This window comes from Burkholderia stabilis (assembly GCF_001742165.1).
Taxonomy (GTDB): domain Bacteria; phylum Pseudomonadota; class Gammaproteobacteria; order Burkholderiales; family Burkholderiaceae; genus Burkholderia; species Burkholderia stabilis.
In genome coordinates this window covers 3236388-3249196 of the sequence record NZ_CP016443.1, presented here as the reverse complement: position 1 = coordinate 3249196, position 12809 = coordinate 3236388, and the positions used below count along the sequence as shown (strand labels likewise).

8 protein-coding genes are annotated in these 12809 nt (G+C 64.2%); 4 read left to right on the top strand and 4 right to left on the bottom strand.

All coding sequences use genetic code 11. From position 1 onward, the window contains the following. The first annotated feature begins 395 nt into the window (after positions 1-395). Together BBJ41_RS32380 and BBJ41_RS32375 are read left to right on the top strand one after the other, a co-directional pair. Positions 396-2228, top strand: a complete 1833-nt coding sequence (locus BBJ41_RS32380) for a S53 family peptidase (RefSeq protein ID WP_069750206.1) — start codon at positions 396-398, stop codon at positions 2226-2228. 441 nt (positions 2229-2669) lie between these two features. Next, positions 2670-4376, top strand: coding sequence for a DUF3300 domain-containing protein (locus tag BBJ41_RS32375; RefSeq protein ID WP_069750480.1), 1707 nt, complete (start codon positions 2670-2672; stop codon positions 4374-4376). A 161-nt stretch (positions 4377-4537) separates the two neighbouring features. Here BBJ41_RS32375 and BBJ41_RS32370 read toward each other — a convergent pair whose 3' ends face one another. Beyond that, on the bottom strand, positions 4538-5188 hold the full coding sequence (locus tag BBJ41_RS32370) for a pyridoxamine 5'-phosphate oxidase family protein (protein ID WP_069750205.1): 651 nt from the start codon (positions 5186-5188) through the stop codon (positions 4538-4540). Between the two features lie 321 nt (positions 5189-5509). Here BBJ41_RS32370 and pdxR point away from each other — a divergent pair, with 321 nt between their 5' ends. Continuing rightward, complete coding sequence (pdxR, locus tag BBJ41_RS32365) at positions 5510-6976, top strand: MocR-like pyridoxine biosynthesis transcription factor PdxR (RefSeq protein ID WP_069750204.1); 1467 nt, start codon at positions 5510-5512, stop codon at positions 6974-6976. A 22-nt stretch (positions 6977-6998) separates the two neighbouring features. On the opposite strand, the gene BBJ41_RS32360 is transcribed toward pdxR, so the two are convergent. Then, positions 6999-8549, bottom strand: a complete 1551-nt coding sequence (locus BBJ41_RS32360) for a phospholipase D family protein (RefSeq protein WP_069750203.1) — start codon at positions 8547-8549, stop codon at positions 6999-7001. Between the two features lie 394 nt (positions 8550-8943). Here BBJ41_RS32360 and BBJ41_RS32355 point away from each other — a divergent pair, with 394 nt between their 5' ends. Continuing rightward, positions 8944-9228 (top strand): H-NS histone family protein, encoded by a 285-nt coding sequence (locus tag BBJ41_RS32355; protein WP_069750202.1) that lies wholly within the window; start codon positions 8944-8946, stop codon positions 9226-9228. A gap of 217 nt (positions 9229-9445) precedes the next feature. On the opposite strand, the gene BBJ41_RS32350 is transcribed toward BBJ41_RS32355, so the two are convergent. Together BBJ41_RS32350 and BBJ41_RS32345 are read right to left on the bottom strand one after the other, a co-directional pair. Further along, positions 9446-10411 (bottom strand): Csu type fimbrial protein, encoded by a 966-nt coding sequence (locus tag BBJ41_RS32350; RefSeq protein WP_069750201.1) that lies wholly within the window; start codon positions 10409-10411, stop codon positions 9446-9448. Positions 10412-10429: 18 nt separating this feature from the next. Continuing rightward, positions 10430-12796, bottom strand: a complete 2367-nt coding sequence (locus BBJ41_RS32345) for a fimbria/pilus outer membrane usher protein (RefSeq protein WP_069750200.1) — start codon at positions 12794-12796, stop codon at positions 10430-10432. Positions 12797-12809 lie beyond the last annotated feature (13 nt).

The window sequence follows — 12809 nt, the reverse complement described above, 5'->3', positions numbered from 1 at the left end:
GTTTTTTTCGCTTCCGCCGCACGGAAGTGCTGGCCGCCCGCAGCGCCGTTCGCGCGCCGGCGCATGCAACATCCCGATGCACCACATTGGACGGCTGCCATTCGGCAGCGGGCCGAAGGATCGAATCAAATGAGCAGGACACCGAAGCTGTTGCTCTAGCCATCCCTCCTGCGCCATGTCAGGCGCGGCTGCCCCGCAGCGCGGCGCAGCCCTCCCGTTACCGCGTTTTCCGTATTTCGCCCCCGGATAAAAACCACTTCTCCGGATCGGGCGAAAGGCCCTGTCGCGTCCGTGCCATCCGCACGCGGGCGACAGAAATCGGCGGTGCACGATCCGCACCGCTGTCGACCGTTGTTGTTCGTGCCGTTCGTTGTTCAACCGGAGGGGTAATTCAAATGAATCAGGTTGCAAACAAGAAACAAAAGCACATTCGCATCGTCAAGCTCGCATTCGCCGCCGCAGCAGCCGCTTCGTTCGGCATGGCGACCGCCCACGCCGCGCCGGCAGCCGGCTGGACGGAAACGCGCACCAAGGGATTCCTGCCGCTCGTGCAGCAAAACGAGAGCAGCGCGTCCGGCGCACCGGCCGCCAGCACGGCCGCCGCTGCCGCCGCGGCAATCGAAATGGCGCCCGGTGAATCGGTGGACATCGTGCTCGGGCTGAACCTGCGCAACGAGGCGCAACTCGACCAGTACCTGCACGACCTGCATACGCCCGGCTCACCGCACTACCGGCAATTCCTCACGCCGGCGCAGTTCGCGGCGCAATATGCGCCCACCGACCAGCAGGTCGCGTCGGTCGTCGCGCACCTGCGCAAGGAAGGCTTCGTGAATATCGTGGTCGCGCCGAACCGCCTGCTGGTCTCCGCGTCGGGCACCGCGGCGACCATCAAGTCCGGCTTCCGCACGACGCTCAAGCGCTTCACGCGCAACGGCCGCAGCGTCTACGCGAACACCGACGCCGCGCAGGTGCCGAACGCGATCGGCGGCATCGTGGGCGCAGTGCTCGGCCTGCAGAACGTCGAGCTGATGCATACCGGCGCGGGCAGCAAGCCGCAAGGCAACACCAGCAACCTGACGATCCCGGCCGGCGCTTCGGCGGTGCCGCACAACCCGACCGAATTCTCGTCGATCTACGGCGGCGACGGCGTGCCGGACGCGTCGCAAACCACCGTCGGCATCATCTCCGAAGGCGACCTGTCGCAGACGGTCAGCGACCTCAATACGTTCGCCGCGAACAACAACCTCGGCACGATCGCGAGTTCCATCGTGAAGACGGGCCCGTCCGGCAGTTCGTACACCGACACCGACGGCACCGTCGAGTGGAACCTCGACAGCCAGTCGATCGTCGGCTCGGCCGGCGGCAGCGTGCAGCAGGTCGTGTTCTACGTGGCGCCGTCGATGACGCTCACCGCGATCACGGCCGCGTACAACAAGGCGGTGACCGACAACGTCGCGAAGGTGATCAACGTATCGCTCGGCGTGTGCGAATCGTCGGCGAACAGCACCGGCTCGCAGGCGACCGACGACACGATCTTCAAGCAGGCGGTCGCGCAGGGGCAAACCTTCTCCGTGTCCGCCGGCGATCATGGCGCGTACGAATGCGCGAGCGGCACGCCGTCGCGCTCGACCTACACGGTGAGCGAACCGGCAACGTCGCCGTACGTGATCGCGGTGGGCGGCACGACGCTGTTCACCAGCACGTCGACCAACGCGTACAACAGCGAGATCGTCTGGAACGATCCGAGCTGGCAGCCGGGCACCGTGTGGTCGACGGGCGGCGGATACAGCAAGTACGAGGCCGCGCCGTCGTGGCAATCGTCGAGCCTCACCGGGTCGACCAAGCGCGCACTGCCGGACGTCGGCTTCGACGCCGACCTGCGCACCGGCGCGATTCTCGTCGTGAACGGCCAGACATCCGACACGCTGTGGGGGTCGGGCTACCTGAACAACGAAGGCGGCACGAGCCTGGCCGCACCGATCTTCACGGGCATCTGGGCACGGCTGCAATCGGCGAACAACAACGCGCTCGGGTTCCCCGCGTCGAGCATCTACAAGTACTTCCCGACCAACGCGGCGCTGCTGCACGACGTCACGTCCGGCAACAACGGCAGCGGCACCTACGGCTACAAGGCGAAGGCCGGCTGGGATGCGACGACGGGCTTCGGCAGCGTGAACATCTCGAAGCTGAACACGTTCATCCAGAGCACGTCGGATTTCGCGCGCTGATGAGGCGCTGACCGCGCCGGTTCCGGGTGTGCGCCGTTTGGCGCACCCGGAACCGCATACGACCGCAGGCAAAACCCGCGACGGCCGCAAGGCCATCGCGGGTTTTCTGCATTTCGCGCCGTCGCGTATCCCGGCATTCGGCAAGACGAGATACTGCCCACCTTGCAATCGTTGCGCAAACAACTTTCATATCACTTACCGGGCCGGCGACTACCCGCTTACGAACCGCAAGGTACACACACTGTTACACAACCCCCGACAACTTCCGGACGTGTCGCGCGTTTAACTGGATATAACGATTCGTCGCGGGACAACCGCCATGCGAACACGACCTTGCCGGCCGATGCTGCCGGTGTGCATTCGGTCGGTCGCGGCACGGTGCTGAAGCCGATCGCGCGCCCCGCGTACCCGACAACGCCACGACAACACCGAACGAACACCATGAAAAACGCACGTGCACACCACCGTCCCGTCAGAACGCTGATCGCATCGTCCATCATCGTGTCGCTGCTCGGCCTCTCGGCGTGCAACAAGAACGGCGACGGCAGCACGGCAGCGCCAGCCAGCGACGCGAGCGCGGCCTCGGCGGCACTGCCCGCGTCAACGCCGGTCGCCTACACGCCGCCGACTGCCGACCAGCTCTACCAGATGGTCGCGCCGATCGCGCTGTTCCCCGACAAGCTGGTCGCACTGGTGCTTGCGGGCGCAACGTATCCGGACCAGGTGGCGGCCGCCAATACATGGGTCGCGCAGAATCCTTCGCTGAAGGAGCAGGCGCTTGCAACCGCCGCCGATACGCAGCCGTGGGACCCATCCGTCAAGGCATTGACCGCGTTCCCCGCCGTGCTGGCGCAAATGGCATCGAACCCGGCCTGGACCACGTCGCTCGGCCAGGCGTACTACAACGATCCGACCGACGTGATGAACGCGATCCAGGTGATGCGCCAGCGCGCGCAGACGTCGGGACATCTCCGCTCCGGCGGCCAGATGCGCGTCACGCAAGTCGCGCAGGCCGCGCCGACCGGTTATACGCCGGCCACCGACGCGCCCGTGGTCTACGCCGGGCCGGCGATCGTGCCGCCGCCCGCGCAGGCAATCGAGATCGAATCCGCACAGCCCGACGTCGTCTACGTCCCGTCGTACAACCCGACGGTCGTCTACGGCGAGCCGGTTTCGTCCTACCCTGGCTACGTGTACCGGCCGCCCGCATACAGCACCGGCGAAGTCGTTGCGGCCGGCGTGATCACGTTCGGCGTCGGCATCGCCGTCGGCGCCGCGATCTTCGGGCATCACGACTGGGGCTGGCATGCATGGGGCATGAACTGGGGCGCGCCGCATCCGGACGGCCCGCGCTGGAACGGCGGCTGGCAGCGTCCGGCCGTGGTGTACAACCACACCGCGTACGTGTCGAAGTCGACTACCGTGATCAACAACATCACCAACATCCGCAACACACGCATCACGAACAACTACGGCGGCAACGTCACCAACAACACGACGATCGAACGCAACACGATGCAATCGGGCGCGGAGCCGATGCACGGGCAGGCCATGCAGCAACGCCCTGGTGCCGCGCCGATGACGATCCCGCACTTCGCCGCGAACGACGCGCGTCCCGGCGTGCGGCCGGCGCCGGACGCATTCGCGCAGAACCACGCGAATGCGCCGCATGCCGAAGTGCCGGCGCAACACACGCCCGGTGCGATACACGACGAACGGCAGCAGGCGATGCAGCAGGAACGTGCCGCGCAAGAGAATCACGCAGTCGTACAGCAGCAGCAACTGCAGCAACAACAGCGCAACGAAGCTCAGCAGCAACGCGAGGAGATGCAGCAACACGACGCGGCGCAGCAACAGCAACGCGAGGAAGCGCAGCAACGCAACACGGCGGCACAACAGCAGCGTGAGGAAGCGCAGCAACGTAACAAGGCCCGCCAGCACGAGGAAATGCAGCAACGCAACGAGACCCAGCAGCCGCAACGCAAGGAGATACAGCAACGCGCAGAAGCGCAGCCTCAGGAACACGCTGCGCCGCAGCCGCAGCCTCGGCAACCGGCACCCGAGCATGCGCCGGCGACGCATCCGAATCCGCATCCCGCGGAGTCGCATCCACCGCAGCACGAGTCACGTGAACACCGCCCGGAGTGAAACGGAGTACGCCGAGACAGCGCGATCGCCGCGCTCTCGGCCGGTGAAGCGACCATTTCCGTCGTGCGGAAGCCGTGCTGCCTGCAACGCAGCGCGCCTTTGATATCGCGTATGCCGCGCCGAATCGCTTTCGGCGAAGCCCCCTGCTTTTGCCGCGAAACTCAATCGGCCCAGTTCCGGACGTAGTCCGGCACGGGCACGTCGCCGTCTGCATGAACCGGTGTGCCGCGCGTCATCTTCAACGGCAGGATCCCCGCCCAGACGGCGAGCGCGAGATCTTCCTCCTTGTCCGACGGCAGCGAGTCGCTGATTTTCACGGCCGCTTCCGCCAGGGGAATCCGCAGCACGCTGGTCGCGTTGATTTCCTTTGAATTACCCGGCCGCGCTTCATGCTTTCGGCCCGCGGCGATCTTGTCCATGAACGCATCCAGCGCCGCGAGCTTCTCCACGCCGCCCTCCACCATTTCGAACTTCCCGTAGATCACCGCGGACCGGTAATTCATCGAATGACTGAAGGCGGACCTGGCCAATACGAGACCGTCCAGCAGCGTAATCGCCACGCAGGCCTGTGCGCCTGTAGTCAACGCCTTGATCATCCGGCTTCCGTTGGACCCGTGGATATAGAGGTTGTCGTCCCGTCGCCAGTGTGCGGTCGGGATGCAATGCGTGTCCTGGCCGTCGTTGAACGCGATGTGGCAGACATACGCGTCGTCCACGATGCGGTAGAGCATCGCGCGATCGCGATTCGCCAGTTCGGGCAGGCGGCGAATGGTGGTGCGGGATGTGGGAGAGAGGATGACCTGGTCTTTCATGTTTCGGGTTCCTGTACGCGCCGCCTTGCGCACATCGATCGGCATGACTCCGGCAAGAGGCGGAATCCGGTCGAATATATCTATGCAGTGCGAAATTAAATGAATCGGTATCGAGCCGTATCCGGGTCCGAACGAGCGGTCGATTGCGCCGTCGACAGTCGCCCGCCAAATCGAGCAAAATACGCGCTTGCAGCGACCGCCGAATCCCCGCAAACCGCGGCGGATCGCCCAGCCCCCGGCTGCGTCGCGAGAACGTGAACAATACGACGCACGTCGATTCTTAAAAAGAACCACCGCAACGAAAATTTCTGGAACCAGGATATGGATCTCGCGCTGCTCATCTCCTCGCTTTCCGGACAGGACGGCACGACAAGACACAGCCAGCAGGAAGCCCTCTACCGGAGCCTGCGCGACATGCTGCTGGACGGGCACATTCCACCCCGCACGCGGCTCGTGTCGACGCGCGTGCTTGCGGCGGAGCTGGGCATCGCGCGCAATTCGGCGGTCTATGCGTACGAGCGCCTTGCCGAGGAAGGCTTCGTCGCGGCCACGCGCAACGGCACGATCACGCTATGGGACGGTTGCGGCCGTTCGAATGCCCGGCACGAAGGCGGTCCGGCCGCGGTTCACCTGTCCGAGCGCGTACAAGGGCTGGAGAACGTCGACCCCGAGCCGGAACGCATGCTGCCGTTCGTCCCCGGCCTCCCTTCGCTCGACGAATTCCCCGTCGCCCAGTGGCGCCGCTGCATCGAGCGCGCGTGGAAGATCATCAAGCCCGCCCAGCTCGCGTATGGCCCGGTCGAAGGGTTGCCCGAATTGCGGCGCGCCGTGGCCGGCTACATCCGCGTGTCGCGAGGCGTGCGCTGCGAAACCGGTCAGGTATTCATCACCGACGGCACGCAAAGCAGCCTCGAATTGTGTGCGCGCATGCTGACCAATCCCGGTGAATACGGCTGGCTCGAGAACCCCTGCTACAACGGCGCCAGAACCGCATTCCGCTCGACCGGCCTGAATATCGTGCCGATCGAAGTCGATCACGAAGGGATGGCGCCGACCGACGAACAGTGGCGCGTCACGCCGCCCCGGCTGATCTATACGACGCCTTCGCATCAATACCCGCTCGGCGCGCTGATGAGCCCGCGGCGGCGAGCGGCGCTCGTCGAGCACGCGCGCGCATGCGGCGCATGGATCATCGAGGACGATTACGACAGCGAGTTCCGCCACGACGGCCAGCCGCTCCCCGCGATCCAGGGTCTGGATGCCGACGCGCCGGTCTGTTATCTCGGCACGTTCAGCAAGACGATGTTTCCCGCCCTTCGGCTCGGCTTCATGGTCGTTCCACCTGCCTTGGTCGAACGTTTCACCAGAACGCTGCGCGAACTCGTTCATCGCGGGCATTCGGCCGATCAACTGGCGATGGCCGAATTCATCGATACCGGCCTCTTTGCGCGGCACCTGCGCAAGATGAGGGCGCTCTATGCGGACCGGCGCAGCAGCCTCGAAGCGGCGCTTGCGCGCCATCTCGGCACCACGTTGGGCGTGCGCGAAAGCCCGGGCGGCATGCATCTTTCGGCCGATCTCACGATGCCGCTGCACGACTCCGAAATCGCCCGTGCGGCGTCCGGTCAGGGCCTGCTGCTTCAACCGCTGAGCAGCTACTGCGTCGGCGACGGCCGCCGGTACAACGGCTTCGTGCTGGGGTATTCGGGGCTCACCGACGCGACGATCGAAGCAGCGACGATGCAGTTCGCGGAAGTCATCGAAAAGCACGGCAGCACGCGGCGCTGAGCGTCGGCCGCCGCATCGTCCGTCACAGCTCCGATTCGATCGGGAACAGCCCAAGGAGCCAGACTTCCATCCGGCGCGCCGCCGATACTTCCGGTTCGTGGTCGAGCTCCGTGACCTTCCCGTCCGAATCGGTCTGAATCCACTTGAGCCGCCCTTTCCCTGCCGGATCGGTTCTCGGCTCGACACGCCACGCGATCCGGTCGAGCCGCGACTCCAGATCGTTCGCCACCTGCGACGCGATCGCCGGGCTCTCGCAGAAAACGCCGATCTCGGTATTGAGGTTCAACGAGCGCGGATCGAAATTCATCGACCCGATGAAAATGCGCTTGTGGTCGAACACGTAGGTCTTCGCATGCAGCGACGCACGCGACGACCCGATGATGACGTCCTTCGAAATGCTCTTGTCGCCCGATGGCCGCCGCTCGTAGAGCCGCACACCGGCCGCGACGAGGTCGCTGCGATAGCGCCGGTAGCCGGCATGCACGGCCGCCACATCGGTCGACGCGAGCGAGTTGGTGAGCACCGTCACACGCACGCCGCGCGCCGAATACGCACGCAGCCGCTCGACGAAGTCCTTGCCCGGCACGAAATACGGCGACACGATCAGCAGGTCATGTTCAGGTTGCAATGCCACCGCGCGCAACTGCGGCAACAGGTGCCCGTCGCTGTCCTTCGGCGAATGCGCGATCTTCGACGGATCGTCGTACAGGACCGTCGCGTGCCCCCACGACAACTCCGTCCCCTGCCCGTGCACGATCCGGTCGAGCCGTTGCTTCGCCTCGAGCACGTACGGGTTGTCCTCCATCGCCCTCAGGTAGTCGCGCAACCGTTCGCGTTCGCGATCCAGCCCGCCCGGCGACGCTTCGTGCCCGACCAGTGCGTCGACCGGATACGCATACGGGGAATTCCAGAACGCGTCGAACTCCGTGGAGATGGCCTTCACGGCCGGACCATGGACAACGACATCGAGATCGCCGAACTCCAGCATCGACGATGCGCCGAAGTATTCGTCGCCGATGTTGCGGCCGCCGACGATCGCCGCCTGGTTGTCCGCGATCATCGCCTTGTTGTGCATGCGCCGGTTGACGCGCGAGAACTCGAACACCGTGCCGATTTTCTTGAATCGGCGCGTGGCGACGGGATTGAACAGCCGGATCTCGATGTTCGGATGCGAGCTGATCTCGAGCAGCTTGCGGTCGTCCGCGTTCGTACCGAGATCGTCGAGCAGCACGCGAACGCGCACGCCGCGATCGGCCGCGCGAATGATCGCGTCGGCCAGTTCGTGCCCGGTCAGATCGTCGTGCCAGATGTAGTACTGAAGGTCCAGCGACCGGTCCGCGCGATCGGCAAGCAGCACGCGCGCATCCAGCGCGTCGACCGGGTCGGTCAGCAAGTGAAACGCGTCCTGCCCCGGATGCGTGCTGGCCTGCTGCTGGAACGCGGCGCCGAGCCGCGTGTTGTCGGTGTCGGTGAATGCATGCGTCGGCGCACGATCGGCCAGTGGCGGCAGGCTGGCGCACGCGACGAGCGCCAGCGACGAAAGAATCGCACCCCACGAACGCAGCATGATCATGATTGCCGCCCCACTCCCGGACGAAGGTTGTTTTTTCTGGCCGCCGGACGGTCCTCCCGGGGCTTGCCGGTTATCGGCCGCGCTACAGCATACTTCGATTGCCGGCAGCGCGGCACCCTCTCCGTATTTTCCCGATCCTGCCGTTGACACACGCCGCCCGCCAGCCTGTCCCGTGCCGAACGCGGATTAATTCATTTTCATGACAGAATTACATCTTCAAATCATTCATCAACGCGATTCCGCATTTATCACAAGAAAACGGATCAATAATAAACAATCTTTAAATTCACTAAAAATACAAAAATCCACACACCGCCCCGATTATCTTCATCATCGCCAAAACACCATGTGATAGATTGAATAAACGACAGCATCAAACCAGCAGGAGAGTGAATTGCCAAAATATCAGGAACTGATCAAGCAGCGCGCCGAACTGGAAAGGCAGATAGATATTGCAAAATCGAGCGAGCGAGCGGCCATTCTCGACGAAATCAGGCGTCTCGTGATCGAATTCCAGTTCAACGCGCGCGAGATATTCGTCGCGAAGAAGATGAGAGGCAATATCAAACTGACTCCGAAGTTCCGCGACCCCGAAACAGGTAAAACCTGGTGCGGCCGCGGGCGGACGCCTTTGTGGCTCAGAGGCAAGAATCCCAGGGATTATTTAATTACCCGGTAAATCACCGATGCGATATCCGGTCGATGTCGCATTTCGGCATCCGGCACATGTATGCCATGGTTGAAATGCCGTCCGCCGTGTTGGCCCCCGCTCCGCTCGCTCGCCCCCAGGTTGACTGACAAGACGGGGCGGACCGAAGCCTTTCGTCTCGTCACGCGATTCGCGCACACCCGCCCTGACACGCATCAACCAGCGTCCCGCACCCGAGTCCGGACAATCAATAGCGCACGTCGACGATCACGCTGTCGGTATAGGTACCGACCGGCGGCGTCGACTGATCGGAGTAGATTCGGGCAACGTACGGGAACGTTTTCACTGACGTCCCGTCAGCTGAACCGCCGCTGCCGACCCGATTCGTTGCCTGCCCCCAGACCGTGCCGCTACTGGCCGCATAGATGTCGTACTGCAACACGTTCGTCCCGCTCGTCATCTGCCTGCGCCCGTTCGCAGCCGCATGGTTGCCCGGGCTCAGGCCAACCGTATAGGTCATGCCTTTCGTGCAGATCAACGACAGGCTGCCACTGACCGGCGCGAAACTCGATACGGTCGGTGCGGACCCGAAGTTCGCGTCCGGGGCGACGATCGTGCAATCGTTCGTCACGGTCAATGTGACCGGAAACGTCACCGTGTTCTGTCCGTCGTTCCATCCCAGACAGAAAGATCCGATCCCCGCGCCGCCGCAGACATGCCAGTTCCACGCGATCGTCAACGTATCGGTGTAGGTCCCGGCGGCAACATTGTTCCCCGGTGTGGTCCGGAAGAACAACGGAAGCGCAACGTTCGAGCCGCCGCCCAACCCGAGAAAGCTCACGAATTGCGTATCGGCCCAGTTGTACAGCTGCCCGAAGTTCAGCGACTTCGAATAATCCTTGTCGGCGAACATCGAATAGGCAATCGCATCGCCGGTGGCGCCCGTCAGCTTGCCGCCGTTGGCCGACGAGATCGTTCCGTTGATCATGTTTCCGTTCATGAGAAATGCTAAAAGCGCGCCACCGCACGACAGCCCGGCACTAGGCGATGACGTGGATTGCTGCTGACTCGCCAGGTTCAGCGACGTCACCGAACCGAACACGGCCGGCGCAGGATTGTTCGCCACGCAATCCGCATGTGCGGACGTCGGCGCAATCATCGCGACGAGCACCGCGATTGCCGCACGTCGAATGAAGCCGAGAAACGATCTCATGGGATTGACCTCACGGTTTTACTCCTTGCATGACAACGGCCCGATACGGCTCGTCCCGGCAGCCTTCACGTCGAGCGCGAACGCCGCGCTGCAATGCGTGCCGTCCGGCAACGCCACGCTCAGGTGATTGGTGCTCGAGAGTCCTTCGAAATAGGTTTCGCCGTTCCAGCCGACGAGCGAGGCCTGGCCGCTCTCGCGATGCGTCACCGGCGAGCCGACCTTGATCGGTTTGCCGTTTGCATCGACAAGCAGGATCGTGGCCGACACGACGCGTTCGATCGGAAACGTCACGAGCGCACCGGCATGTCGCCTCACGGCGACACGCCGTTCGACCGACGACACCCGCATGTCGTCGGGCAGGCCGAGCGGATCGATCTCGTACTTCGCCCCGTAGTAGGACGGCGCCCACGGCACCAGCAGATGGCCGCCGCTGTCCGTCGTGCCGATCCGCTGGTTCTCGTAGCGCACCGGGATGCCTTTCTGGCCTTGCGTGTCGACCAGCACGAACGAATCGTCGACGCGATTGGCCGGCAGCACCGCACCGTCCATGATCACCAGCGATCCCTGCATGTCGCCCCAGCGCGTATAACCTTCGCGCGAGCCGTATCCGTAGACGCCGCCCTGCACCTGGAAGTAGCGATTGCGCCACGTCATGTCTGCCTGTTGATATCGGGAAGCGCCGCCCGCATAGGCAAGATTCCAGCCGAATCCGCCATCGCTCGGCACGCTGCGGCTGTACTGCACGCGCTCGACCCGGTTGTCGTTGCCGTCCCGCGACACACTGGCGCTCACCGTGCCTCGCCCGCCGAGCGGCACGATCAGTTGAACCTGCGCGTCGACGCCGCGATTGCCGATCGTCCTGTTCAACGACGCGTAAAGCGTCGCACGGTCGAAGAGCGGCCGGGTATATGACACGTTCGCGATCCGCATGCGCGAGCCGTCGCTGCCGCGCACATCGAAATAACCCGCACCGATCGCGCCGCCGATCGCACCGAGATTCAGCGCGCCCGTCGCCTGTGTGCTGCTGCGCACTTGCCGGTAAACGAGGCCGGGCGACAGGTCGTATGCCGACAGATCCCGGAATCCGCCGGTTCGCTGGATTCTCTGCAACGACAGGCTGAAGCGTTGCGATGAATAGCCGTAACCGACCACGTATTGCTGCCCGGACGTTCCTCCCAGCGTGCTCTGCGTTACGGCGGCGCTGGCGACGCCGACCCGGCCGATACCAAGATCGAAGCCGAGGCCGCCGAGCGCGAAACGCTCGCCGCCCTCCACGTGCCCTTCGATCGTCAGCGCATTCGTCAGGCCGTGGCGCACGGTTCCCGACACCGCAAACTTGCCGTACGAAAACGAACTGATCCCGTAGTCGCGCCGCATCGCGCCGGCTGACAGCGAGAAATCGGACAACCCTTTCTGCAGCAGCGTATTGGCGACGTAGAACGGTATCGTGGTCGCAACCTGACGTCCGAGCGCGTCGGTCGTCACGACGGTGGCTTCCCCAGCGCCATTGATGAACGGTACGTTGTTCAGCGTGAAAGGTCCCGGGTTGACCTGGCCAGTGGTCGCCTTGCTGCCGTTGATGAACAAATCGACTGCGGTCGGCACGGCCGCCTGCCCCGAAAACTGCGGCAGCGGATACGTCACGATGTCCGGTCGCACGCTGAAATCGCGCGCGACGGATACGCCGCCAAGACGCACGGCGCTGGTCCACGAGAGGGCCCCGGTCACGAGGTCGCCCGCCGTATACGTCAGCATCCGGTTCTGATCGGAGTAGCTCCAGGTCGTGTCGTAGCGCAGATAGCGATTGTCGCCATGCATGCCCGCACCGCTGCCGTACGATCGCCGGTAAACACCGGTATTGGTCAGGATGCCCCAGCGATCGAAAAAGCGCTGCTCGGTCCATGCCGACGTATAGCCCGTGCCGCGCGTCGGCGAGCTGGTGTAGACGTCGTAGTTGAACAGCAGGCCGCGGCTCACCGCGGCAGGCGTCCTGTCGTAGAGCCTCGACGATCCGACCGCCTGCTCCGGCAACCAGTCGGACGGCACGGTCAGGTTCAACCGCTGTGCCGCGCTGTCGTATTCGACCTCGACGCCGTCGAGTCGGGCGAGATCGACCATTTCATCGGCAGACGCTCCCGTACGGACGGAAACCCTGGCAAGATCCCCGGCCCGGATCGAGTAGGTCCCGTCGAGATAGCGCACCGGCACGACCTGCCCGGTTGCCAGATGATTGACCACCAGCTCGAGAAACAGCGTGCCGCTACGAACGAGCCGGGCCGGCGGCGGCAGTCCCGTGGCATAGTTCTCCGCGAGCGTCGCCTCGTCTGCATGCGCTGCGCTCACCGCCGCGAATGCAAGCCCGGCAACCCATACGATGGCGCGCATGCGCGGCACCCGC

Bases quoted from the DNA above. Each gene is read 5' to 3' on its own strand.
- BBJ41_RS32345 (WP_069750200.1), bottom strand. From the start codon at position 12,796: ATGCGCGCCATCGTATGGGTTGCCGGGCTTGCATTCGCGGCGGTGAGC.
- BBJ41_RS32360 (WP_069750203.1), bottom strand. From the start codon at position 8,549: ATGATCATGCTGCGTTCGTGGGGTGCGATTCTTTCGTCGCTGGCGCTC.
- BBJ41_RS32380 (WP_069750206.1), top strand. From the start codon at position 396: ATGAATCAGGTTGCAAACAAGAAACAAAAGCACATTCGCATCGTCAAG.
- BBJ41_RS32375 (WP_069750480.1), top strand. From the start codon at position 2,670: ATGAAAAACGCACGTGCACACCACCGTCCCGTCAGAACGCTGATCGCA.
- pdxR (WP_069750204.1), top strand. From the start codon at position 5,510: ATGGATCTCGCGCTGCTCATCTCCTCGCTTTCCGGACAGGACGGCACG.
- BBJ41_RS32370 (WP_069750205.1), bottom strand. From the start codon at position 5,188: ATGAAAGACCAGGTCATCCTCTCTCCCACATCCCGCACCACCATTCGC.
- BBJ41_RS32350 (WP_069750201.1), bottom strand. From the start codon at position 10,411: ATGAGATCGTTTCTCGGCTTCATTCGACGTGCGGCAATCGCGGTGCTC.